The organism is Ruegeria sp. AU67 (assembly GCF_900312795.1).
GTDB lineage: Bacteria > Pseudomonadota > Alphaproteobacteria > Rhodobacterales > Rhodobacteraceae > Ruegeria > Ruegeria atlantica.
Genome location: NZ_OMPH01000011.1, coordinates 401,701 through 425,918, shown reverse-complemented (window position 1 = coordinate 425,918; position 24,218 = coordinate 401,701). Strand labels below are relative to the sequence as shown.

Below are 24,218 nucleotides of genomic sequence, written 5' to 3'. Positions count from 1 at the left end.
CCAAATCGCCCGGAAGCGACAGAGATGTGCGACTTGATTGCCTAATCGTTTGTGCATCAACCACCCAGAGTGGTTGATGGTTCGCTCAGGATTTCTTGGAGGGAGCAGCCCTGACCAAAACGCCATCCATGATAAGCGCCTTCAGACTGGTCCGGATCTCGCTTTCCGGGAACTTTCCGATGCTCCAATGCCGGAGTGACCAGACATTACAAAGGAAATACAGATAATTGGCCATCAGCTCTGTGTTCATGGGGCGGAACACTTTCTGCTCGACCCCTTTGTCCAGAATACCTTTCCAGCGCCCCATGAAATCACGTTCCATATCGAAAACGCGCGCGCGGTTCTCGGCAGACATGGACCGTGTTTCCGAATAGACCAGATTGATATAGCGGCGATTTTCACCAATGTAGTCGATGTACCGTTCAACCGCTTTTTCAAGGTTCTGATCGGCGGGGCCAGTGAACAGTTCTCCGGTATCGAAAAAGTCGATGATGTCCTGCATGCACATCGTAGTGATCAAGTGCAGTATGTCATCTTTGTCCTTGATGTACTTGTACATCAGCGGAACCGACAGCCCAGATGTTTTGGCAATCTCGCGCATCGATGCATTGCCGAACCCATGCTTGGCGATCACCTTGCACGCGCCTTCAAAGATCTGTCGCCGACGTTCCTCGGCGGTTTCGGACAGGGCGCGGGGCGGTTTTTCGGCCTGTGTGGATTTCGGCGTTTCCGCCAGTTGCGCATCGACTGAGAACGTGCAGGTCACTTCCATCAGCGTGGCGGCTTCCCCGGGATTGTGCCCGGCCTGAACGATCGAGACACGGTATGAGGTCAGCAGCGAATCTTCTGGCGACATGCGGATGGCCTGAGCCTCGATTTGCCCCTGTCCCGGGGTTGCCAGATTCGTGGCCGACGTGTTGACCAGTGTTGGATGCAACGTGTCGCCGAGGCGTTTGAGTTCCTCGCGCGAAGCATCAATCGCCAGCGCAACGCACACGCCATCTAGCTGCGATTTATTAATAAATTCATCAACTTGCGCAGCGGAATACAAAAACACGCGGCTTGCCTCCATAGGACCCTACCTGAGGGCAACATGTTGAAATCCCTATCTCTTGTCCAGTTGGAAATCGTCGCAGTGTCGTTGCGACGTCGGGAAAAACAATTCGGGGCTTGACGAAATTGCTGGTTGCATGGGAATGTTAGTGAACGTTCAATAACACACCAGGGGACGCCTGCATGAAGTTCAAGATTCTCGCCATTCCATTCGCACGCCAGTATGGCGAGGATACTCAGCTTGCCGGACGTGACCCTGCTCGGTTCAACAAGATGATGCACACGATGCGTGATCAGATGGTCCTTGCAGAAGAGCTGGGCTATGACGGCTTCTGCCTGACTGAGCACCACATGCAGGTCGAAGGCGTTGAATGCACCACGAACCCGCTGTTCTGGAACATGTACATCGCCCAGCACACCAAGAACTTCAAAGTTGGTCAGTTGGGGATGAACCTGACCGCGATGAACCCGATCAAGACGGCCGAAGACATCGCCATGCTGGACCACATGACCGGCGGTCGAGTCTTCGCAGGGTTCTCGCGCGGGAACACGCCGCGCTGGACAGCGACCATGGGGCAGCACCTGGACATCACCTCGGCTGAATCCGACAAGTCCGAGGCCGACCAGCGCAACCGTCGCGCGCTGTACGAAAACTGGCGCCTGATCAAATCGCTGTGGACCGACGACCTGACCGAACATCAGGGCGAGTTCTGGAACTTCCCGTCGAATGTCGAGTGGGAGTTCAATCCGACCAAAATTTGGGGCGGTAACAGCCCGGTTGATAGCAACAAGATTCTGCGTAAATCGGGCATCGTTCCCCGGCCGCTGCAAAAGCCGCACCCAAAAGTATATGCGCCGTTCTCGTATTCGATGGAAACTGCCAAGTTCTGGGCTTCAGAAGGGGCCAAAATGGTGTCCTTCGTGACAGCGGACAAAGAAGAATTCATGCCGGTGATCCTTGAGAACTGTCTGAAGGCCGCGCATGAAAACGGGCTGCCTCAAACCACCAACAACGACGTTCTGGCTCTGGGTGCGCATCTGATGATGGGCAAGACTCCCGCCAAGACCAAACAGTACCGCGAAATGTTCGACAACCTGTGGTTCTCGGCCTACGACGCGCCGCCCTATCACGTCCCACTGGGCCGTGTCTGGGACGGTTCGCGCCAACAGGTTCTGGATCAGGTTGGTGAGTTGGCCGAGCGGTATCAGATCGACGAATTCTTTGTCTGGCACCACGTGAACTACTTTGGCGACGAGATCGAGCAGGAAGCTCTGATCGAATTTTCCGAAGGCGTCATCAAGCCTCTGAACGGATAAGGGGAAGACCGTGTTCGATCTGCATGAAGTTTATCAGCTGTCGCCCATCGAAGAGATCATTTCGGATTGCGAACAAGGCCGTATGGTAATTCTTGTCGACGATGAAAACCGCGAGAACGAGGGCGATCTGGTGATTCCAGCCGCCTGCGCGGATGCGGCCGCGGTAAATTTCATGGCGCGCTTTGGTCGGGGTTTGATCTGCATGGCCATTCCGCCCGAGCGGGCCGAGCAGTTCAGCCTTTATCCCATGACAGCGTTGAACACGGATCCACATCATACGGCGTTCACCATTTCGGTGGATGCGAAAGAAGGCACGACCACCGGCATTTCCGCCAGCGACCGGGCGCGGACCATTGCACTTTTGGCATCCGACAGCGGCTCTTCGGTCGATCTGGTTTCGCCCGGGCATCTGTTTCCATTGGTGGCGAGATCGCACGGTGTGCTGGAACGCGAAGGCCACACCGAAGCCGCAGTTGATCTGGCCCGCCTGTCCGGGCAGGGGGATGCCGGCGTGATCTGCGAAATCATGAATGATGACGGTGAAATGGCGCGCCTGCCGGATCTGCTGGAATTTGGGGCCCGGCACGGCCTCAAGGTCGGCACGATCGAAGACCTCAAACGGTTTCGCCAGGACCTGCTTTCCAACAAGGCCGCCTGACAGCCAATACCACCTGCGTTTCAAGACACTCATGACCGAGGATATCCTATGACCGCATTCGCCGAGATCGAAACCCTGATGCAGGCGTATATCGAAAACCTGCATGACGGAGACATCAGCAAGACCGACCAGATGTTTCTGCCGGAATGTGATCTTTGCTGCGCCAACGAGGATGGCAGCTATATCCACATGACGCTTGAGAAGTACAAAGAGGTCATCGGCGGCCGCGAAAGCCCTGAATCCAAAGGCTATCCGGTCTATGGCCACACGATTTCGATCGACCAGTCGGGGCCAAACACGGCCTTTGTCAAGATCGACTGCGCCGTGCAGCCGCGATACTTCATCGACTACCTGTCGCTGGTTCGCACCGGCGAGGGTTGGAAGATTGCGGCCAAGGTCTATTACGTCCAGCGCACCGAAGACTGATCCCCTTTATCTGATCGAGTCCCCGAATGACCGCCCCCTATTCCCAACTTTCGGCGCGTGCCATGGTGCAGGCCTTTGCCCGGCTAGAGCTGTCTCCAGTCGAGGTCACGCAGGCAGCGCTGGCCCGTATTGAGTCGATTAACCCTAGGATCAATGCGATTTACCACGTGGATGCCGAGGGCGCGCTTGAAGCGGCCCGGGCGTCCGAAAAACGTTGGCACGACAACATACCGATGGGTCCGCTGGATGGCGTGCCGACAACAGTCAAAGACGCAATGGATTGCATCGGTATGCCCGCCTATCGCGGCTCGGCGGCGGGTGAGATATCGGTCAGCACAACCGATCATCCCACGGTCGCACGCATGCGTGAGGCCGGTTCCGTGATCCTGGGCAAGAATACCATGTGCGATTATGGCATTCTTGCAGGCGGAGTGAGCTCAAAGCATGGGGTTACCCGTAATCCATGGGATGTATCGCGCACGACAGGCGCATCATCTTCGGGCGCGTCGGCCAGTGTTGCCGCCGGGATCGAGCCGGTTTCGATTGGGACCGACATCGTGGGATCCATTCGTCTGCCGGCCTCGTATTGCGGCCTGGCCGGGCTGAAGCCCAGCCAAGGGCGAGTGCCCTATTACGTCTGCAACAGTCCGGCGATCACGGCGGGGCCTTTGGCCCGCAATTTTGGCGACGTCGCGCTGCATATGAATGTTCTGACCGGAGAGGATACGCGCGATTTCGCGGCTTTGGCACGGGACGGCGTGAACTATGTTTCGCGCCTGACGCGCGGCGACCGCAAAGGCATGTCGGTTCTGGTCATCCCCGAACTGGGCTTGGGCGAACCGGTGGCGGAAGATGTTCAGGCAGCGCTGGAACGGACGGCACAGGTTTTGCGGGATATGGGCGTTCAGGTCACCTATCTTGAAACCGCACCGTTCAGTCGAACGGACTGGGGTCCCGCCGAGGCGTTCTACAAAATACGTACCCTGTCCGAGCTGATGCGCCAACCCGAGGCCGAACAGGCGAAAACGCCCTATATTCGCGACTGGACCAACGATGCACGCGCTTTGTCCGCTGTTGAGCATCAGCGGAATTTCGACCACACGCAGGTGTTGCGCGAACGTGCGTTGGCGCTGATTGACGGCCATGATTTTGTCCTGCTGCCATCGACACCGGACACCGCCTTTGCTGCCGACCTGCCGGGGTCTGACCCCGATAAGCCGTTCGAAAGCTGGGCCAATACCTTCCTGTTCAACCTCACTGAGCAACCGGCATCCAGCATTCCGGTCGGACTAGACCGCAACGGGTTGCCGATCGGTATTCAACTGGTCGGACATCGCTTTGACGATCTGGGCGTTTTGCAAATGTCGTGGCGGATCGAACGGGACATCGGAGAAATGCCGCCTGCGCCTCTGTGACGGACGCAGATGCAGAAAAACACATTGAGAGGCAAAAAATGAGCGCAGAAAAAACGACGATTCCCGGTCAGATCATGACGATGCCACTGACGGTGACCAGCATTTTCCGTCATGGCATGCGTGCGCATCCCGAAGCCCAGATCGTCTGGCGCAACTCGGACATGACGATTGATCGCTACAGCTTTGCGGATATGGGGCGACGGACCCAACAACTGGCGCACGCTTTGACCGAACTGGGTGTGGGACCGGGTGACCGCGTCGCGACGCTGGCCTGGAACAACAATCGGCATCTGGAACTCTATTATGCATTGGCTTGCATCGGTGCGATTTGCCACACGATCAATCCGCGCCTGCAACCTGATCAGATCGCGTTCATTATCAACGGCGCCGAAGACACGCATATGTTCTTCGACACGACTTTTGCGCCGCTGATCAATGCTGTCTCGGCCCGCTGCCCCAGTGTCCAGGCCTGGTTCAGCCTGACTGGCCCGGATCAGGTGCCGCAAATGAAGACTCCCGTCAGTGACTACGAATCTCTGATAGCTGGCAAGCCCGAGGTTTATGACTGGCCCGAACTGGATGAGAACGCGGCCATGGCGCTGTGCTACACATCTGGCACAACTGGCAATCCCAAAGGCGTTTTGTATTCCCATCGTGGGACCGTGCTGCACGCCATGGGCGTGTCCGGCGGCGACTGGCTGGCGCTCAGCTCGCGTGACGCCACTTTGCCCGTGGTGCCGATGTTCCACGCCTGTGCCTGGGGTATTCCGTATGCGGCCCTGATGAACGGCACCAAACTGGTAATGCCCGGACCGGGCATGGATCCGGCCCCGCTGCGCGAACTTATGGACGACGAAGAGGTCACGATGATCTCGGGTGTGCCGACTGTCTGGCTAGGTTTGTTCGAATATCTGGATCAGCAGGGCGCCACGCTAAAAACGGTCAAACGCGCTATGATGGGAGGTTCCGCTGCGCCACTGTCTCTGATCGAGCAGATCGAAAAAGGCCACGGGATCGACGTGGTGCATGGCTGGGGCATGACCGAGCTGAGCCCGGTCGGGACGCTTTCGGTGCCCAAATGGGGCGAGGATAAACTGCCAATCGACGACCGCCTTGCGCTGAAAACCAAACAGGGCCGTGCGCTTTATGGGGTCGAGATGCGCATCGTTAATGACGAAGGCGAGTTGTTGCCGCATGACGACGTCGCCACTGGCATGTTGCAGGTTCGCGGTCACTGGGTTGCTGAAAGCTATTGGGGCGGGGCCGGTGCTGATGCCTTTACCGAGGACGGTTGGTTCATCACCGGAGATGTCGCGGCGATCGACCCGAAAGGCTATCTGCGCCTGACCGACCGAACCAAGGATGTCGTCAAATCGGGCGGCGAGTGGATTTCCTCGATCGATCTGGAGAACATCGCCATGAGCCACCCGGATATTCTGGAGGCTGCCTGTATCGCCGCCAAACACCGTAAATGGGATGAACGCCCGTTGATCGTTGCTGTCAAGCGTGAGGGATCGGATGTCAGCCGCGAGGACATTCTGGCGCTGTATGACGGCCAGATCGCCAAATGGTGGACGCCCGACGACGTGGTGTTCCAGGCCGAGCTTCCGCACACCGCGACCGGCAAAATTTCAAAGCTGCATCTGCGTGAGCAATACGCCGACTACAAGCTGCCCACTGACATCTAATACTTCCTTCAAGGATCAATCTAATGCGTTCTGCTGTAATCGTCTCGACCGCCCGTACTGCAATTGGCAAGGCCTTTCGTGGTGCTTTTAACGACACTCACCCCGCCGTTTATGGTGGCCATGCTGTCGCCGAGGCGGTCAAACGCGCCGGTGTTGACCCGTCTGAAATTGAGGACGTGATCATCGGCAATGCCGTCCCCGAAGGTGCAAACGGCGGCAATCTTGGTCGTCAGGTCGCCATGCGCGCCGGTCTGCCCGTGACCGCATCGGGCCAAACCATCAACCGGTTCTGCTCGTCCGGTCTTGAGGCCCTGACGCGCGCGTGTTCTCGGGTCATGGTGGATGGCTGTGACGTTGTCGTTGGCGGCGGAGCAGAAAGCATTTCGCTGGTGATGGGCCGCGATAACACCTATCGCCTGAAAGAGGACTGGATCGCGCAGAACATTCGTGGGTTCTACGATCCGATGATCGCGACCGCCGATACTGTGGCCGAACGCTATGGTATCAGCCGCGAGGCGCAGGATGCATTTGCCCTCCAATCGCAGCAGCGCACCGCCGCGGCTCAGGCTGCGGGCAAGTTCGATGACGAGATCGTGCCAATCAAAGTCACCAAGGCAAACAAGAACAAGGAAACCGGCGAGATCACCTATGAAGAGGTCACGCTGACGCAGGACGAGTGCAACCGTCCTTCGACCACGCTGGAAAGCCTGCAGGGTCTTACCCCAGTGATGGGTGAGGACAAGTGGATCACCGCCGGCAACGCCTCGCAATTGTCCGATGGTGGCTCGGCCCAGGTTGTGATGGAAGAGAAGCTGGCCGAAAAGCGCGGGCTTGAGCCGCTGGGTCGCTATATGGGCTATGTCGTCGCGGGCTGCGAACCCGATGAGATGGGTATCGGCCCGGTGTTTGCAGTGCCGAAATTGTTGGAACGTAATGGCCTCAAGATGGACGATATCGGCTTGTGGGAATTGAACGAGGCCTTTGCATCGCAAGCCCTGTATTGCCGTGACAAGCTGGGCATCCCGAATGAGATCCTGAACGTCGATGGCGGCGCGATTTCCGTGGGCCACCCCTATGGTATGTCGGGCACGCGTATGGTCGGTCACGCGCTGATCGAGGGCAAGAAACGCGGTGCGAAGTACATCGTTGCCACTATGTGCATCGGCGGCGGCATGGGTGCTGCTGGTCTGTTCGAGGTTCTCTAAATGACTGCGATCAACAAAGTTGCTGTCATCGGCTCGGGCGTGATGGGGGCAGGCATTGCCGCCCATTTCGCCAATGCCGGTGCCGAAGTCATTTTGCTGGACATCGTCCCAAAGGATGCCGAAGACCGCTCGATGTTGGCCAAATGTGCTGTTGCACGCGTGACCAAGGGCCGCGCGCCGCAACTGGCCGACCCGGCCTATGCGGCCCGGCTGAAAGCGGGCAATCTGGATGATGATCTGGATCAGCTTTCGACCTGTGATTGGGTGGTTGAGGTCGTTCTGGAAGACCTCGCCATCAAACACGCGCTCTATGCGAAAATTGCGCCTTACCTGCGCGACGATACATTGCTGAGCTCGAACACCTCGACCATTCCGCTGGCCGATTTGGTCAGCCAGATGGATGACAGCCTGCGCAAGCGGTTCATCATCGTGCATTTCTTCAACCCGCCGCGCTATATGCGCTTGGTTGAGCTTGTGACCGGACCGGACACAGATCCGGCTGCTGCGGAACGTGCGCGTGCGTTCAGCGATGAACGCCTCGGCAAAACCGTCGTGCCCTGCAACGACCGCCCCGGTTTCATCGCCAACCGTCTGGGCGGGCTGTGGATGAACGCCGCTGCCCGCGAGGCCGTGGCGCGTGGCATCACAGTTGAAGAGGCTGATACAGTGCTGGCCCGTCCCTTCGGCGTGCCCGGAACGGGTGTATTCGCGTTGATGGACCTGATCGGCATCGACCTGATGGGCAAATCGCGCCTGTCCATGCGCAATCTGCTTGAGGCTGATGATCCGCAGCAATTCCACACCGACGGTCTGGAGCTGTTCGATCAGATGGCCGCCAAGGGTTTGGCCGGTCGCAAGGTCGGTGCGGGTTTCTATCGCAGATCCAAGGACGAAAATGGCGAAACAGTCGCCGAAGCCGTTGATCTGGGAACGCTAGAGTATCGTGCGCAGGCCAAGGGTCCGGAGTTTGCCAAAAGCTTTGGCGTCGACTTTATTGATCAGGCCAGTGATCGGTTGGCTGATTATGCCTGGGCCGTAATGGGGCCGACTTTGTCTTATGCGGCCTATTGCGTGCCCGAGATTACCGCCAACCCGGCGGATATCGATGCAGCGATGGAGCTGGGATACAATTGGCGTATGGGCCCATTCAAGCTGATCGACAAGATTGGTGCGGACAAGATTGTGGCTCGCTTGAAGGCCGAGGGTCAGGACACGCCGCCCTTGCTGGCGCTGGCCGCTGAACGCGGCGGGATTTATTCAGGTCAGGGCCGTAACCGTAAGGTGCTGTTGCCTTCGGGCGAACAGGCAGACGTACCGCGTGGGCCGGGGGTGATCTTTGCATCGGACCTGACGGTTGCTCCTGTGTTCCAGACCGAGGCTGTTGTGCTGCGCGATATGGGTGATGGTGTCGCTCTGCTGACGATCAGGGCACCTAATTCGGCTTTAGACGATCAAGTGATGACCGGCGTGAGCGAAGCACTGGACGTCGTGGGCCGAGACTTCAAAGCGATGGTCATCGGGTCGGACGGCAACCACTTTTCGGTGGGCGCAAACCTGAAAAAAGCGCTGGATCGTGCTGATGCGGGGGAATTGGATCTAGTCGAAGGGCAATTGGCCATCGGTCAGGCCGCGATGCGCAAGATCAAGTACGCGCCGTTCCCGGTTGTCTCTGCCGCCTGTGGGCTTGCCCTTGGCGGCGGCTGCGAAATCCTGATGCACTCGGATCGGGTCATGGCCGCTTTGGAAAGCAATATCGGATTGGTCGAGGCCAATGTTGGCCTGCTACCTGCGTGGGGCGGAACCACAGCCCTGTTGCTGCTCAAGGCGGCGGAGTTGGGTGATCCCGTCAAAGGGGCCGAGGCTGCGTTCGATGTGATTTCTGTGGCGCTGATGACCAGCTCTGCCCCGATGGCGCAACACGCGGGCTATCTGCGCGCGCCGGACGGCGTTGTAATGAACCGCGACCGCCTTCTGGCCGAGGCCAAGGCGGCGGCTCTGGCGCTGGCTGACGCGTACAAACCCGCGCCCAAGGCCGAGATAACACTGGATGCCGCAGCCATCAACGCCGCGCTGGAGCCAAAGCTGGCCGCACTGGCCGAGGCGATGCCAGACGCTCCCTACACGGTCGAGATTGCGCGTGAAACGGCGCACGTACTGGCCGGAGGCGACGGCGGCGTTCTGGACGAGGAGGCGCTGCACAGGCTGGAAGCCGAAGGCATGATGCGCCTGATCCGACAGGATAAGACACTCGAACGGATGCGCCACACCATGATGACCGGCAAGCCGCTTAAAAACTGAGGGATCATAGGTATGGACTATCAACTCCCGCAGCGGGACATTACTTTTCTGTTGGACGAGGTTCTTGACCTCGACAAGACGCTGGCGCTGCCTGGGTATGAGCATTGCGACAAAGATACGTTCTTTGCGGTCGTTGACGCGATCAACGGGTTTGTGCGCGACAATCTGGCAACGTGCAATGAGGCGGGCGACAGCCCGGGCGCACGGCTTGAAGATGGTCAAGTCTATGCCGCGCCCGGTTTTGGGGACGCCTACAAGGTATTCTGCGAAGACGGCTGGAACGCGCTGGCGCTGGAAGAAGAATATGGCGGCCAACAACTGCCCTTCGTCCTGCATGCTGCCCTGCGTGAAGGGATGGCCGGAACCAATCTGGCTTTTGCCCTGATCCACGAACTGAACTTTGGCGTTGTCGAAGCTTTGATGGCCTATGGCTCGGACGAACAAAAGGCGGTCTATTGCCCTCAGCTGACGTCCGGCAACTGGGCCGGGACCATGAACCTGACCGAACCGCATTGCGGCACCGATCTGGGCCTGATCCGCACCAAGGCCGTTCGAAATGATGACGGATCTTATGCCATCACCGGCAACAAGATCTTCATCACCTGGGGTGACCATGACATGTCGGAAAATGTCGCCCATCTGATCCTCGCACGAGTCGAGGGCGCTGAGCCCGGGCCGCGTGGACTGTCCCTGTTTTTGGCGCCGAAATACATGCTGGATACAGATAACAACACGACGGACGAGCAGAACACGATCACCATTGCCGGGATCGAGAACAAGATGGGTATCCACGGATCACCCACTTGCGCCATTTCCTTCGAGGACACCAAAGCCTGGATTGTCGGCGAAGAGGGCAAGGGCTTGGCCGCGATGTTCGTGATGATGAATGCCGCGCGCCTTTCGGTGGGCCTGCAAGGGTTAGGCGTCGCCGAAGCCGCAGTTCAGACCGCGACATCATATGCCCACGAACGACTACAGGGTCGCACGGACGGGGAACCTATGAACCCGACGGGCCCAGCTGATCCGCTGATTGCTCATGCGGATGTGCGCCGACGATTGTTGACCGCGCAGGGCGAAATGGATGCCGCCCGTGCGATGGCCTATTACGGCGCTGGTCTGTTAGACGCGGCGCATCGCGCCGATACGCCTGAACAGCGCAAAGAGGCGGATGCGCATCTGTCGCTGCTGACTCCGGTGACTAAATCCTATTTGTCTGACATGGGATCGCGAATGGCGAATGAGGCTGTGCAGATGCATGGCGGGCATGGCTTTATCAAAGATTATGGCGTCGAACAGCTGGTGCGTGATGTGCGGATCACTGAAATCTACGAAGGCACCAATGCCATTCAGGCCCGCGATCTGATTATGCGTAAGGTGCGCGGCGACAATGGTGCCGTCATCAAGGGTCTGGTGGCCGATATGCTGGACGAGGCAGGCAAACTGGGCGACGACCTCTCTGACTTAGAGAATAACTTGCGCGATGCGGCATCCCGGCTTGGGCGTTCGACCGATTGGGTGCTGGGCACGGCGCAAGGTGACGTGCTGTCCGGTGCGTGCGACTATCTGGAAATTGTAGCCCTCAGCGTATCGGCCTGGATGTCCGCCCGTATTGCACGGGTAGCCACCGCTGCAGAGGGCGCTCAATCGCCAGAATATTATTCGGATCGGGTGGATGCAGCGCGCGCCTTTATGGCGCGGGCATTGCCCCGTGCTGTCAGCCACGAATTAATCATGCAGGCCGGTGAACCCGGCGTTGTATGTCGGGCTGATCGCTGTCTGTAACTCCTCCTTCTTCACAGACAGCGGTGCTAAAGGGCGTTCTGGAAACAGAGAGCCCTTTTTGCGTTTCTTGACCCAAATCAAGTTCCGTTGAGCGGTCAGCAGTAGAATTTCGTGAACGGGCACTAAAGGCAGGTATAGTCTTGAAAACCCGCATCCTTGTGCGACTTTATATGCATTCAAAGGGCGAAGATGACGTGCTGCCCGGCTCGGTATGAAACGCTGTTAGAGCGGATAGCTGAGCAGAGGAAATTTGCCGACGAAAACGGGTATGCCGGGTTTTGCATGACCGAGCATCACTTTCAGGTGGAAGGGATCGAAACCACGACCAATCCGCCTTTGTGGAACATGCACATCGCTGCAAACACCAAGATCCTGATGGCGGGGCAGGTGGGTATGGCGTTGACGGCGCATCATCCGATGCGTCTGGCCGAGGATCTGGCAACGATCGATCACGTGCCCGGTGGCCGACTGTTCTGTGGTTTTGGTTGGGACAACACGCCGCGCTGGCTGAATACACTGGCGTGGCATCTTTATATCATCACAATCCAATCTGACCATCGGATCGACCGAAGCGCAGGCCGGGCAGCACTACCGCGTTTTTGAGGAATTGTTCAATTTCGCCCCTAACGCCCCGCCATATTATGTGCCGATGTGGCGGGTCTGGAAAGGCGCCGTGTACCAGGTGATCGATCAGGTTGGTGCGTTGAAGGAGAAACACGGTACCAAAGAATTCGTCGTCTGGCATCACGTCGGTTACTTCACGCAGGATGAAGATCTTGAGATCCTGAACAACTACGCCAAAGTCATCACAGCGTTTTCCTGACCCGCGGCAATAGGGGCAACAGCGCCCAAGCCGCGGTACTAGTCGGTGGTTTGCCGAAGGTAGGTTTCTTACTAACAGGCGAGGATTGGTCGGCTCTGGTCAATCAACCGTTCAAGGGTAGCCAATCCCGGCGTAGCGCCAGTTAGAAGGTCTTGACACAGGCGCCTTAATATCGATTGTATACTAATGAAAATGGATGAAGGAAGCACGACGGCCGAACGATTTCTTGGCGCGCTTTTTTCGATCCGAATATGAAACAGAAATCACACGTTAAATGGGGGATCAGATGGCTGACGCACCAAAAGACACACCGGAACAGGGTCGCACACTAATCCGTAACATCGGTTTGCTTCTGACCGGTGATTTGGACTCGCCTATTGCGGACAGTGATTGCCTTGTCATCGAAGACGGAGTGATTGTGGGCCTTGAGGCCGGCGACGCGGATCGCGTCATCGATGCCTCTGGTTGTGCGGTCGCACCGGGCCTGATTGATGGCCATTGCCACCCGGTTTTCGGCGATTGGACCCCGCGCCAAAGCCAGATTGGCTGGATCGAAATGAATGTTAACGGTGGCGTCACAAGCTTTATTTCCGCGGGCGAAGTACATCTGCCTGGTCGGCCCAAGGATGCCGAAGGCGTCAAGGCATTGGCGATGGTGGCACAACGTTGCTATTCAAATTTCCGACCGTCCGGTGCCAAGGTTTTGGCGGGCGCGCCGGTGCCGGAACTTGATTTTAATCGCGACTTCTATGTCGCCGTCAAAGCGGCCGGTATCCGGCATATCGGTGAGATCGGTCTTGGGACAGTTGCCAAAGGTCCCGACGCGGCCCGCGTCACCGGCTGGTGTCGGGAATTGGGAATTGAAACCATTATGCATACTGGCGGCCCTTCGATTGCGGGCTCTCACGATGTTCGAGCAGCAGATGTACTAGAGGCGCAACCGGACGTAGTCAGTCATATCAATGGCGGACCAACCTCAATTTCTCAGGATGAAATCCGAGAGCTTTGCCGTCACGCGAAAGGAGCGCTTGAAGCGGTACACAATGGCAACGAGAAGTCGGTAATAGTGACGCTGGAAGGCGCGTTGGCCGAAGGTCGCCTTGCCGATTTCCTGATTGGAACTGATGCCCCGGCGGGTTCCGGCGTACAGCCGAACGGAATGCTGCGAATGGCAACTCTGCTGGCCAGTATTGGCGGATTGCCTGCCGAACAAGCTTGGTGCTGTGGCACCGGAAACGTGGCAAAGAGACGGGATCTTGCACAAGGCATCGTCGCATCAGGCCGCCCAGCCGATCTGGTGTTCATGGACCGCCCAGAAGGATCGGACGGTAAGAACGTTTTGGAGGGCATGGCGGTCGGCAACATCCCCGGAGTTGGGGCCGTTATGATTGATGGCAAAATGCGAACCGGACGGTCACGTTCGACCCCTCCTGCAGCGCGCGTACCCGTACTTTAAAGACACGGGAAACGTAGGTTTGATGCCTAAGCCCGACCGCCAGATGAGCAGTCGGGCTTAGGGCTTTCCCAAAAATACGAAATTGGATTGTCTGCTTCTGACGCTAACGGACCTTTTCCGAGGGTTCGTCTTCGGTAGGTTGCGTTCTATCGCACTGGCAAAACCTCAAACTTTGGGAGCGGGGGGCGAATTTGCCCCTATTTTGATCGCTCAAAGCGCCGCTTCGCTGCCCAGAACGGTCGTGAACTCGTTCGAGAACGTGCCGCCGTTGCCATGGGCAATCGCAATATTAACATCATCGATCTGACGATTGCCGCCGTTGCCCCGTATCTGGGTGGCCGCCTCGATCAAGCAGAACAGGCCGTACATGCCGGGGTGAACACAGCTTAGCCCACCGCCATTGGTGTTAACCGGCAGCGAGCCGCCCGGCGCGATGTTGCCATCGGCGACAAAGGCCCCGGCCTCACCCTTTTTCACAAAGCCCATGTCTTCGAGGAACAGCAGTGTGTTGATGGTGAAGGCATCATAAAGCTCGACGACGTCCACGTCTTTGGTGGTGACGCCGGCCATTTCGAACGCGCGTTTCGAGCTTTCGGCGGCACAGGTGGTTGTCAGGGCAGGGGCCTGGCTGATCTCGCGGTGGGAAATCGCGTTGCCGCCGCCCAGGAAATAGGCGGGCTTTTCCTGATAATCCTTTGCGCGGTCGGCTGAGGTCACGATGATCGCGGCACCGCCATCCGACATCAGGCAACAATCCAGAACCGCCAATGGATCGGCAACCATGGGCGAGTTCAGATACTCCTCCATCGTCAGGTCATCCTGCATTGTCGCATCGGGGTTCAGCTGGGCCCATTTCCGGGCCGAGATGGCGACATGGCCGAAATGCTCTTTGGGTACGTTGAACTCGTGCATATAGCGTTGCGCGGTGAAGGCATATCCCGGCACCGGCACCATTGGTTCATAGGCGCGTTCCCATTGCGGGGTTTCGATCAACCCGTTGAGATCGCGCGCGGATTTCGCGTTCGAGCCGTAGCAGATCAGCACGTTCTTACACAAGCCCGCCTGAATCGCCATGGTCGCTTCGACCAGATAGGACATGAAGGACGATCCGCCCACCATGTCCGAGTTCGCCCAGGTTGGCTTGATGCCCAAATACTCGGCGATCGAGAGGGTGGGGAAGAAGTGGTAGAATGTCCCGCCACAGACGCCGTCGATCTCGGACAGGTCCATACCTGCATCGGTCAGCGCGTTCTGCGTGGCTTTGGCGATCAGTTCCAATGGTGAGGTGTTGGGCGTTTTGCCCAAACCCCAATAGCCTTTGCCAACGATTGCGGATTTGCCGCGAAGTGCATGTGCCATGATTGAATTCCTTATTCCGCGGGCTTGAAGAACACGGCGGCTTCGCCGGATTTTGCGTTGGGTCCGAAGTCGGGGGTCATGACAACGGCCTGTACTTTCATACCGATGGTGATCGCTTCGTTGTCCACGTCCACAATGCGGCTGAACACGCGAGGACCTTCGTCCAGATCAATCAGCACGTTGTTGATGTCACCGCGGTATTTTGCCGGACGCCGGATGATAGTCGAGGCAAAGACAGTGCCGCGGCCCGATGCTTCGACCCATTCCAGATCGTCTGCTCCGGTTGAAGGGGAAAGGGCGCGTGGGTAGAAGTTGTATTCACCGGTGGTTTTTGAGCGCTGGATCAGAAATTTTCCAGCGGCCAGACCGGCACGGAATGCCGCGTCGGCCTGAGGGCTGGCTTCGGGAAGAGTAAAGTCAGTCATGTGTCGTCCTTGATGTTCACGCGGCAAAGATTGCCGCAGAATGCGTGGATTCTGGATTAAGGATGCGGTGCCGCAGCAAACCGGCTTCGGGCAGGATGCGCGCCCGGACATGGGCCGCAGTGGCGCGCAACAATTCGGGCTCCGGGGCGTTGTCCGCGGCGGCCTCGAGATCCGCCCAGACGCGACCAAAATATACCAACCCGGTCAGCCGCATATAGTCCGAGACCGACGGACCGATATCTGTATAGCTTTGCATGGCTTGGGTTGCGGTTTCCCAGGCGTCGATCGCATCGGCCAGCTCGACTGAGCTGGGGCCCGTTGAGGTCAAATCGCTAAAAGCCTGCGCTGCCGCACCGCCATTTGCGCGGATCGCGCGGCGGGCCACTCCGGTCGCCAGAACGCCGTTGGTGCCTTCGTAAATAGCCATGATGCGGCAGTCGCGCATGATCTGTTCAACGCGGTATTCCTTGCAGAATCCATAGCCGCCGTGGATTTGTACAGCTTGGCTTGAGGCCGCGTTGACTGCGTCGGTGGCGAAGGCCTTGCAGGTCGGAGTAAGGATATCCAGCAACCCCTGATCGGCGCCCAAATCCATATCCACAAAAGTGCGATAGACCATCGCCCGGCATCCCAGCGTATAGGCGTAGATATCCAGCAACATTCGCTGAACGTCACCGTGTTCGGTGATCAGCGCCGTGCCTTCTGATGTCGTGCCCTGGCGCCGACCTGCGGCATGCAAACGCGAACGCTGAAAGGCCACGTCCATTTGGCCCACGGCCTGCAGGGCCACATCCAGGCGCTCGGCATTCATCATGGTGAACATGGCGGCCAGACCTTGGCCTTCCTGGCCCAACAATTCGGCCTTTGCGCCGTCGAACGCCATCTGACAGGTGGGTGATGCATGCATCCCCATCTTTTCTTCGATCCGCACGGTCTGAACCCGGTTACGTGTCCCATCGGGTAACACGGCAGGGCAGGCGAACAGGCTGAGGCCCCTGACCCCCGGTGCCGCATCCGGGGTGCGCGCGAGCACCAGATGCAAGACGTTGTCGGTATAGTCGTGGTCACCGCCCGAAATGAAGATTTTGGTTCCGCTGAGCACATAGCCATCACCATCGGGCGTAGCGGTCGTTTTGATCCGACCCAGATCTGACCCCGCATCCGGTTCGGTCAGGCACATCGATGCCATCCATTCGCCGGACACCAGCGGCGGCAACAGCCGCGCCTTTTGATCGTCATTGCCCGAGGCATTCAGAGTTCGAATGCAGCCCTGCGCAAGACTCAGCACCATCTCATAGGAAATACACGCGCCAGCCAGCATATCCGCCAGAACCGCGCCCAGAATGTGCGGCAGTTCCTGCCCGCCATATTCTTCAGGCGCACAAAGGCCCGGCCAACCGGCACCGACATAGCGTTTATAGGCGGCGACCATGCCCGGTGGCATCCGCACCCGGCCATTTTCCAGACGCGCGCCTTGTTCCTCGCCGATCATGTCCAAAGGGGCAATCTCGGTATTGATGAAGCGGCCTAAGGCTGGGATTACGGCCTCGGCCAGATCGTCGCTCCAATCTGGCAGCCGCTCGGGCCGACCGATATGCTGGAGGACGAATGAAATCTCGGCTTCTGAGGCGGTGTAGTCGATCATGTGGTGGCCTTTCCTGATACGATCACATCCTCGGCTCTATCGTACAAGCCAGTGACCGCGTCAGCCCGAAGCTCTAGCGCAAGGCGTTGATTAATATAGCCTTTGTCCGTGACTTCATTCTTTTCAACCGACGGGGTGTCGTGTTCGATGCGAACGCGCTTCACGCGTGTGGCGCTGCCGGTTTGCCCGGTATTGTATGCAGCCAAACGTTTGGTGATGAAGGCGCGCACAGTCGGATCATCGGCGTAACCCGCCAATGTGTCGCCCCGTCCGGTCAGGGTTTTGCATTCATCTATGTTCAGGAACAGCAGCGCACCAATTTCGGTCCGGTCATGGCCGGTAATGACAGCATCCGAGGCAATCGGGCTAAGGGCCTGCAGTAACGCAACACGTAAGTTGCCGACGGCGACCCAAGTGCCGGTCATCAGTTTGAAGTTCTCAGAGATGCGGCCATCGAATACGATGCCCTTTGATGGGTCATTTGGATCTTGCAAACGTCCCGCGTCGCCAGTCAGGAAGTACCCTTCGTCATCAAACGCCTCGGCGGTTTTTTCGGCGTTGTTCAGATAACCTGTTGTCACATGCGGTCCGCGGACCCGCATTTCCAGCTTGCCACCATTGGGCAGAAATTTCAGCTCGGATCCCGGACCCGGCACACCGATGACGCCTGCCTTGTCGATGGGGAAGTGCACACAAGTGGCCATCATCGCCTCAGTCAGGCCCCAAGCGCTTACAAACGGGATTTTCTCGCCCCGTTCCTGCACGCCCAATTGTTCCAGACCTTCCCAAAGATGTTCGGGCAGCCCCGCACCAGAGAAAAAGATCAAATCAAGCCGTTTGAAAAAAGCGCTGCGAAAGGCTGCGTCCTTGCGCAGGACCGGCAACAGCATGTCAAAGCCGCGCGGGACGTTGAAGAATAGGGTGGGTGAAACGTCGCGCACGTTGCGAATTGTCTTTTCAATCTCGCCCGGCACGGGTTTGCCATCATCGACATAAAAGCTACCGCCGTTGCGCAGCATCATGTTGAAGTTGAAATTGCCGCCGAACGTATGGTTCCAGGGCAGCCAATCAACCACGACAGGTGGGGCGCTTTCCAGAAACGGCCAAATCTGCACCACGGCTTCTTGAGTGGCCAACATCATGCGCTGCGTAACGATGACACCCTTGGGCAACCCGGTTGAGCCAGAAGTGAACAGAATCTTGGCCAGCGTGTCATGGTCAATCGTGGCCCGCGCTTGGGCAACCGGTTGGCCAGCTGTAGCTTCCAGGGCGTGTTCAAAGGTCAGTGCGCCATTGTCCGACAGCTGTTCGATTCCTTCCGAGGCGAGAAACTCAAAAGCATGGGCAAAGCCCTTGGCATCATCGGCGTAGGCCATGCCGGGATGTGTGGTCCTGACGATATGGCGCAGTTTGGCCAGCGACTCGTCGAACAGAGAGTAAGGAACAGAAACCGGCACCACCGGAATGCCCACATGCATAGCAGCCAGCATCAGCAGACCGTGCCGGACCGAATTGCCTGACAGAATCAAAAGCGGGCGGTCTTTTCCCAGTCCCTTGTTCAGAAGAAACGCAGCCAGTGAGCGGGTTTGCGCCAAAGCCTCGGAATAGGTGACGCTGATCCATTCACCGTCTGGCCCACGTTCTGCCAGAAAAAGGCGATCAGGTGCTTCTTCAGCCCAGCGTTCCAAATATTCGGAAACACACTTTACGTCCATATCCAGCAGGTAGGGGCTGCGTAAAACAAAAGCGCCATCGCCCAGATCTTCTCGTAACACCTGTGAAGGGGCGAATTTTTTGAGATACCCCAAGTCGTGTTCTTTTTGCTGGGCTGAAATGCTCACTTTTCCTCTCCTTGTCATCGGGTCGCACTGGGCGCGACATGATGCATCATTTGAAAATCAGGCTATCCAAAAAATTGTTAGTATGCAAATGTATTATTGATCGTTCACTAATTTCCGATTCAACGGGTATGACGCATCAGAAAATCGCGCAAGACCGAAGCCTGATTTCGTTGCGTCATGGCGTTCGGGGCACACAGGGAGACATGTGATGAAAATCGAAAACGCATCCGCAATCGTGACTGGCGGTGCTTCGGGGTTGGGGTTTGCGACGGCCAAATTTCTTGCATCTTGCGGGGCGAAAGTGGCCCTGTTCGACTTGCCCGGCGACAAGCTGGACGAGGCCGCAAAGCAACTGGGGGCGACAGCCGCGCCTTGCGACGTCACCAATGACGCCCAGGTTGCTGTGGCGCTGGACACGGCAATTGCCGCCAATGGTTTGCCCCGTGTTGTCGTCAATTGCGCCGGCGTCACACATGGCGAGCGGATCGTAGGGCGCAACGGCCCGGCGGCGCTGGACGGGTTCGCCAGAACAGTTCAGATCAACCTGATCGGCACCTTTAATGTCATGCGCCTGTCGGTTGAGCGGATCATGCAAAATGAACCGCTTGAGGAAAACGAGCGGGGGATTATCATCAACACCGCGTCGGCGGCGGCTTTTGAGGGACAGATCGGGCAAGCGGCCTATTCTGCCTCGAAAGGTGGGGTGGCCAGTCTGACCTTGCCTGCGGCGCGGGAATTTGCGCGCTCGGGCGTTCGGGTCATGGCGATTGCACCGGGTATCTTCTCGACCCCGATGATGGATTTGCTGCCGCAAGAGATTCAGGACAGTCTAGGTGCAAAGGTTCCCTTCCCGTCGCGTCTTGGACAGCCGGCTGAGTTTGCGCGCCTGGCAGGGCACATGATCGAAAACACCATGCTGAACGGTGAATGCGTGCGTCTGGACGGCGCGATCCGTCTGGAACCCAAGTAAGGCTTTGCAATGGAATATACACATATTACCCCAGAGACAGACGGCCCGGTTGGTATCCTGACGCTGGATCGACCTGCCAAGTTCAATGCGATCAATCACGGGCTGCTGTTCGAGATCGAGCACTATTTCGACACCCTTCCCGATGAGATCGGTGCCGTTGTGATCCGCAGCTCCAGTCAGCATTTCTGTGCCGGGCTGGACCTGTTGGAACATTCGATGCGCGACGCCGCAGGGGCGATGCATGAATGCCGCCTGTGGCACCGGATTTTCGACAAAATCGAATACGGACGGGTTCCGGTCGTCGCCGCAATGAACGGTGGTGTTCTGGGCGGCGGGATGGAGCTGGCCATGACCGCCCACATTCGGGTGTCGCAGCAAGATACGTTTTATGAACTGCCAGAAGGACGCCGCGCGATCTTTGTCGGTGGCGGCGCAACGGTACGTGTTGGCCGGATCATCGGGGCCAGCCGGATGATGGAGATGATGCTGACCGGTCGCCGTTATGGCTCGGACGAAGGGTTGCAACTGGGGCTGGCGCATTATGTTGAGCCGGACGGAACCGTGTTCGACAAAGCGATGGAGCTGGCCCGGCGTGTGACCGAGAATGCGCCGCTGTCAAATTACATGATGATGCAGGCGATCACGCGCATCAACGACATGTCGGCCAGCGATGGCTTCTTTACCGAAAGTCTGGCTGCGGCGATTGCCCAATCCTCGCCCGAAGCGCGGGCCGGTATGGAGGCGTTTCTGAACAAGACAGGAAAGCGGGACAATCAGTAAGTCCCGAGACACGCGGGATCTGGTGTGAGAGCGTTTCACCAGATCCCGGTGTCGGGCCGGGGCAGAGCCCCGGTTGGTCAATCGACAAAGGCGCGTTCGACCACAAAAGTTGCAGGTTTGTTGTTCGCACCTTCTTCCAGACCGAACCCTTCCAGCGCGGCCTTGGTATCCTGAAGCATCGCCATCGAGCCGCAGATCATTCCGCGATCTGTTTCAGGTGAGATTGGCGGCAGGTCCAAATCATCGAATACTTTGCCCGATGCCATAAGGTCGGTGATCCGACCTTTGAACGGATAGTCCTCACGCGTGAGGGTGCAATAGTGCCGCAAATTCTGCGCCATCTCGCCCACCAACGGATCGGATTTGAGCGCCGCAACCAATTCTTTGCCATAGTCCAGCTCGCCTTTTTCCCGACAGGTATGGGTCAGGATTACTTCGTCGAACTTCTCATAGGTTTCGGGGTCGCGGATCAGCGATGCAAAGGGCGCAATGCCGGTTCCGGTCGAAAACATCCAAAGCCGTTTGCCTGGCAACAGCGCGTCATTGACCAGCGTGCCTGTGGGCTTTTTGCGCATCAAAACCGTATCACTTTCGCGAATTTTCTGCAGGTGTTCGGTCAGCGGGCCGTCGGGGACTTTGATGGAATAGAACTCGATCTCTTCGTCCCAACTGGGTGATGCGATGGAATAGGCGCGGTACACGGGTTTTTCCGCGTTCGGCAGGCCAATCATCACAAACTCACCTGACCGAAACCGGAAGGAAGCCGGGCGGGTGATGCGGAATTTGAACAGCCGGTCGGTGTAATGCTTCACTTCGGTCACGGTTTGGGCGAACACGCCCGCCGGAATGGGGAATTCAGTTTTGGTCGTAGAATCCAACGACATATTAGTCTCCTATTCTGCCGGGGCTTCAGACAAGAGCGCAAGCTTGCCTTCTTTGCCGTTCCAGTCGTCTGCGTCAGGCATCGGGTCTTTCTTTTCGGTGATGACGGGCCACGCCTCTGCGTATTTGCCGTTTAGTTCGACCCACTTTTCCATCCCATCCTCGGTGTCCGGGCGGATTGCGTCGGCGGGGCATTCCGGTTCACACACGCCGCAGTCGATGCATTCGTCCGGATGGATGACCAGAGAATTTTCCCCTTCGTAGAAGCAATCCACGGGGCAAACCTCCACACAATCGGTGAATTTGCAGTTGATGCAGTTTTCGGTGACGACATAAGTCATGGAGCGCCTATTCGTTAGTATACAAATGAGTATTGTGAGAAGTGCGTGCCTGTCAATACGTTTCTGTACGAATGAAATTTTCCTGAGTCGGACTCTTGACCCAAAAGTGAAAAAAGTTAGTGTACTAACGAAAATACTGCGCTTCGGCAGGGTGGCATGACTGACAAGCGGGTTGTCGAAACATTGGACTTATGCTGTTGGGGGAGATGCAGGATTCGATCCCGGACACAAGTTGGCCGATCGCAGCAGAGTTTTGAAAGGTTCAACCCATGAGCACCCCCTTGCACGGACTGAAAGTGATCGAACTGGCCCGCATTCTGGCCGGGCCCTGGATCGGGCAGACATTGGCTGATCTGGGGGCGGATGTGCTCAAAGTCGAAAGCCCCGAGGGGGATGATACCCGAAAATGGGGCCCTCCGTTTATTGAACGCGACGGCGATAAGACAGCCGCTTATTTCCACGCGGCCAATCGGGGCAAGGACAGTATCGCATTGGATTTCCGGGATGCGGGTGATCGGGCCAAGTTGCTGGATCTGATCCGCGATGCGGATGTGCTGATTGAAAACTTCAAGGTTGGCGGGCTGAAAAAATTCGGCCTGGATTATGATAGAGTCAAACAGATCAACCCCGGACTTGTTTACGCATCCGTCACTGGGTTCGGTCAGGATGGACCCTATGCCCATCGGGCAGGGTACGATTTTCTTATCCAGGGTATGAGCGGGATCATGGACCTGACGGGCGACCCCGGGGGAGAGCCGCAAAAGATCGGCGTCGCCTTTGCAGATATCTTCACAGGCCTCTACGGGGTAATCGGCATTCAGGCTGCTCTTGCTGAACGAGAGCGCTCGGGGCAGGGACAGCACGTAGATCTGAGCTTGCTGGATTGCATGACGGGCGTTCTGGCCAATCAGGCGATGAATTATCTGGCCTCGGGCAATTGCCCGACGCGATTGGGCAATGCCCATCCCAATATCGTGCCTTATCAGGCGTTTCCGGTGGCGGATGGACACATCATCATCGCCTGCGGAAACGACCGGCAATATGCTAGCCTGTGCCAAATACTAGGCCTGCCGGGGTTGATCGACGATACACGGTTCATATCCAACGCGGATCGTGTGGAAAATCGCGCAGCGTTGACTGAATTGCTGACGAGTTCCTGTCTGGAATGGACCAAGACCGATCTGTTGGCAGCCCTTGAACAACATGGCGTGCCCGGTGGCCCGATCAATTCAGTGCACGAGGCGCTGAGCGACCCGCAGATTCAGCATCGCGAGATGCAGATCAACCCGGAAGGCGTGCCCGGCTTGCGCACTCCGATCCGGTTTTCCCGGTCTGAATTGAAATTGGACAAGGCGTCGGCCAAACGGCCCGTCAAATCATGAGATTTTGCGCAAAATCCGGATCAGGTTGCGCTGTTCGGCGGCCGTCAGTGGCTTGAGCGTTTCGTTGGTGATCTGCTGACCAACATCCTTCATGCGCGCGACCATGGCCTCGCCTTCGGGGGATAGCGAAATCAGTGTGCGTCGCTTGTCGTCCGGATCGGGCTCGACAACCGCAAATCCCTTTTGACGCAAGCGATCAACGACCCCTTTGATTGTCGCAACATCCATTGCCGCTAGCCGTCCCAACCGGTTTTGAGAGCATTTGCCCAAATCTGCAATACGGATCAGCGCAGCAAACTGAGTTGGCGTCAGGCCGTCCAATGTGTGTGACTGGAAAATCGACGCGTGGCGCTGATTGGCCAGCCGCAAAAGATAGCCGACCTGGTCGTCAAGCGCATAGCTTTCAATCGATTCCGTCATGACGGCTCCTGCCTGATTCAATTGTTCGTACTATAATAATCGAAGCCATGTC

Annotated in this window: 22 protein-coding genes; 14 read left to right on the top strand and 8 right to left on the bottom strand. The window is 57.6% G+C overall.

Annotated features, from left to right (window positions below; translation table 11 throughout):
* Positions 1-85 precede the first annotated feature (85 nt).
* Positions 86-1,057: a TetR/AcrR family transcriptional regulator gene (locus DK510_RS04975; RefSeq protein ID WP_160116447.1), complete on the bottom strand. Its 972-nt coding sequence runs from the start codon at positions 1,055-1,057 to the stop codon at positions 86-88.
* Between the two features lie 179 nt (positions 1,058-1,236).
* On the opposite strand from DK510_RS04975, the gene DK510_RS04970 reads away from it, so the two are divergent.
* The 11 genes from DK510_RS04970 (at position 1,237) to DK510_RS04920 (ending at position 14,121) form a co-directional block, all read left to right on the top strand.
* Entirely contained in the window at positions 1,237-2,370 is a 1,134-nt protein-coding gene (locus DK510_RS04970; RefSeq protein WP_109311159.1) for an LLM class flavin-dependent oxidoreductase, read from the top strand.
* 10 nt (positions 2,371-2,380) lie between these two features.
* Complete coding sequence (gene ribB, locus DK510_RS04965) at positions 2,381-3,028, top strand: 3,4-dihydroxy-2-butanone-4-phosphate synthase (RefSeq protein ID WP_234998902.1); 648 nt, start codon at positions 2,381-2,383, stop codon at positions 3,026-3,028.
* A 48-nt stretch (positions 3,029-3,076) separates the two neighbouring features.
* Positions 3,077-3,454, top strand: a complete 378-nt coding sequence (locus tag DK510_RS04960) for a nuclear transport factor 2 family protein (RefSeq protein WP_109311158.1) — start codon at positions 3,077-3,079, stop codon at positions 3,452-3,454.
* 26 nt (positions 3,455-3,480) lie between these two features.
* Entirely contained in the window at positions 3,481-4,869 is a 1,389-nt protein-coding gene (locus tag DK510_RS04955; protein WP_109311157.1) for an amidase family protein, read from the top strand.
* A 38-nt stretch (positions 4,870-4,907) separates the two neighbouring features.
* Positions 4,908-6,557: a long-chain-fatty-acid--CoA ligase gene (locus tag DK510_RS04950; protein WP_109311199.1), complete on the top strand. Its 1,650-nt coding sequence runs from the start codon at positions 4,908-4,910 to the stop codon at positions 6,555-6,557.
* Between the two features lie 23 nt (positions 6,558-6,580).
* Positions 6,581-7,762: an acetyl-CoA C-acyltransferase gene (locus tag DK510_RS04945; protein WP_109311156.1), complete on the top strand. Its 1,182-nt coding sequence runs from the start codon at positions 6,581-6,583 to the stop codon at positions 7,760-7,762.
* Positions 7,763-10,060: a 3-hydroxyacyl-CoA dehydrogenase/enoyl-CoA hydratase family protein gene (locus tag DK510_RS04940; protein ID WP_109311155.1), complete on the top strand. Its 2,298-nt coding sequence runs from the start codon at positions 7,763-7,765 to the stop codon at positions 10,058-10,060.
* Between the two features lie 12 nt (positions 10,061-10,072).
* On the top strand, positions 10,073-11,842 hold the full coding sequence (locus DK510_RS04935; RefSeq protein WP_109311154.1) for an acyl-CoA dehydrogenase family protein: 1,770 nt from the start codon (positions 10,073-10,075) through the stop codon (positions 11,840-11,842).
* Positions 11,843-12,031: 189 nt separating this feature from the next.
* A complete protein-coding gene (locus DK510_RS04930) occupies positions 12,032-12,445 on the top strand; it encodes an LLM class flavin-dependent oxidoreductase (RefSeq protein ID WP_109311153.1) in 414 nt (137 codons plus the stop codon).
* A 70-nt stretch (positions 12,446-12,515) separates the two neighbouring features.
* Complete coding sequence (locus tag DK510_RS04925; RefSeq protein ID WP_160116446.1) at positions 12,516-12,665, top strand: hypothetical protein; 150 nt, start codon at positions 12,516-12,518, stop codon at positions 12,663-12,665.
* A gap of 286 nt (positions 12,666-12,951) precedes the next feature.
* Entirely contained in the window at positions 12,952-14,121 is a 1,170-nt protein-coding gene (locus DK510_RS04920; protein WP_109311198.1) for an amidohydrolase family protein, read from the top strand.
* 210 nt (positions 14,122-14,331) lie between these two features.
* Here DK510_RS04920 and DK510_RS04915 read toward each other — a convergent pair whose 3' ends face one another.
* From DK510_RS04915 to DK510_RS04900, 4 genes are read right to left on the bottom strand one after another with little or no spacing between them, the layout of a single operon-like run.
* The gene (locus DK510_RS04915) at positions 14,332-15,480 is read right to left on the bottom strand and encodes an acetyl-CoA acetyltransferase (RefSeq protein ID WP_109311151.1); all 1,149 of its coding nucleotides are present in this window, start codon (positions 15,478-15,480) and stop codon (positions 14,332-14,334) included.
* A gap of 11 nt (positions 15,481-15,491) precedes the next feature.
* Positions 15,492-15,905: a Zn-ribbon domain-containing OB-fold protein gene (locus tag DK510_RS04910; protein WP_109311150.1), complete on the bottom strand. Its 414-nt coding sequence runs from the start codon at positions 15,903-15,905 to the stop codon at positions 15,492-15,494.
* 16 nt (positions 15,906-15,921) lie between these two features.
* A complete protein-coding gene (locus DK510_RS04905; protein WP_109311149.1) occupies positions 15,922-17,550 on the bottom strand; it encodes an acyl-CoA dehydrogenase family protein in 1,629 nt (542 codons plus the stop codon).
* On the bottom strand, positions 17,547-19,391 hold the full coding sequence (locus tag DK510_RS04900; protein ID WP_160116445.1) for a feruloyl-CoA synthase: 1,845 nt from the start codon (positions 19,389-19,391) through the stop codon (positions 17,547-17,549). Before DK510_RS04900 ends, DK510_RS04905 begins: the two co-directional genes overlap by 4 nt.
* A gap of 208 nt (positions 19,392-19,599) precedes the next feature.
* Here DK510_RS04900 and DK510_RS04895 point away from each other — a divergent pair, with 208 nt between their 5' ends.
* Both DK510_RS04895 and DK510_RS04890 read left to right on the top strand, forming a co-directional pair.
* Positions 19,600-20,361 carry an SDR family NAD(P)-dependent oxidoreductase gene (locus tag DK510_RS04895; RefSeq protein ID WP_109311147.1) on the top strand — a complete coding sequence of 254 codons (762 nt, stop codon included), beginning with the start codon at positions 19,600-19,602 and terminating at the stop codon, positions 20,359-20,361.
* Between the two features lie 9 nt (positions 20,362-20,370).
* Positions 20,371-21,141, top strand: a complete 771-nt coding sequence (locus DK510_RS04890; protein WP_109311146.1) for a crotonase/enoyl-CoA hydratase family protein — start codon at positions 20,371-20,373, stop codon at positions 21,139-21,141.
* Positions 21,142-21,218: 77 nt separating this feature from the next.
* On the opposite strand, the gene DK510_RS04885 is transcribed toward DK510_RS04890, so the two are convergent.
* The gene (locus DK510_RS04885; protein ID WP_109311145.1) at positions 21,219-22,025 is read right to left on the bottom strand and encodes a ferredoxin--NADP reductase; all 807 of its coding nucleotides are present in this window, start codon (positions 22,023-22,025) and stop codon (positions 21,219-21,221) included.
* Positions 22,026-22,034: 9 nt separating this feature from the next.
* Positions 22,035-22,364 carry a ferredoxin FdxA gene (fdxA, locus tag DK510_RS04880; RefSeq protein ID WP_109311144.1) on the bottom strand — a complete coding sequence of 110 codons (330 nt, stop codon included), beginning with the start codon at positions 22,362-22,364 and terminating at the stop codon, positions 22,035-22,037.
* Positions 22,365-22,633: 269 nt separating this feature from the next.
* On the opposite strand from fdxA, the gene DK510_RS04875 reads away from it, so the two are divergent.
* Entirely contained in the window at positions 22,634-23,746 is a 1,113-nt protein-coding gene (locus tag DK510_RS04875; RefSeq protein ID WP_109311143.1) for a CaiB/BaiF CoA-transferase family protein, read from the top strand.
* Here DK510_RS04875 and DK510_RS04870 read toward each other — a convergent pair.
* A complete protein-coding gene (locus DK510_RS04870; RefSeq protein ID WP_109311142.1) occupies positions 23,741-24,166 on the bottom strand; it encodes a MarR family winged helix-turn-helix transcriptional regulator in 426 nt (141 codons plus the stop codon). The two genes, DK510_RS04875 and DK510_RS04870, sit on opposite strands and share 6 nt — an antisense overlap.
* Between the last annotated feature and the right edge of the window lie 52 nt (positions 24,167-24,218).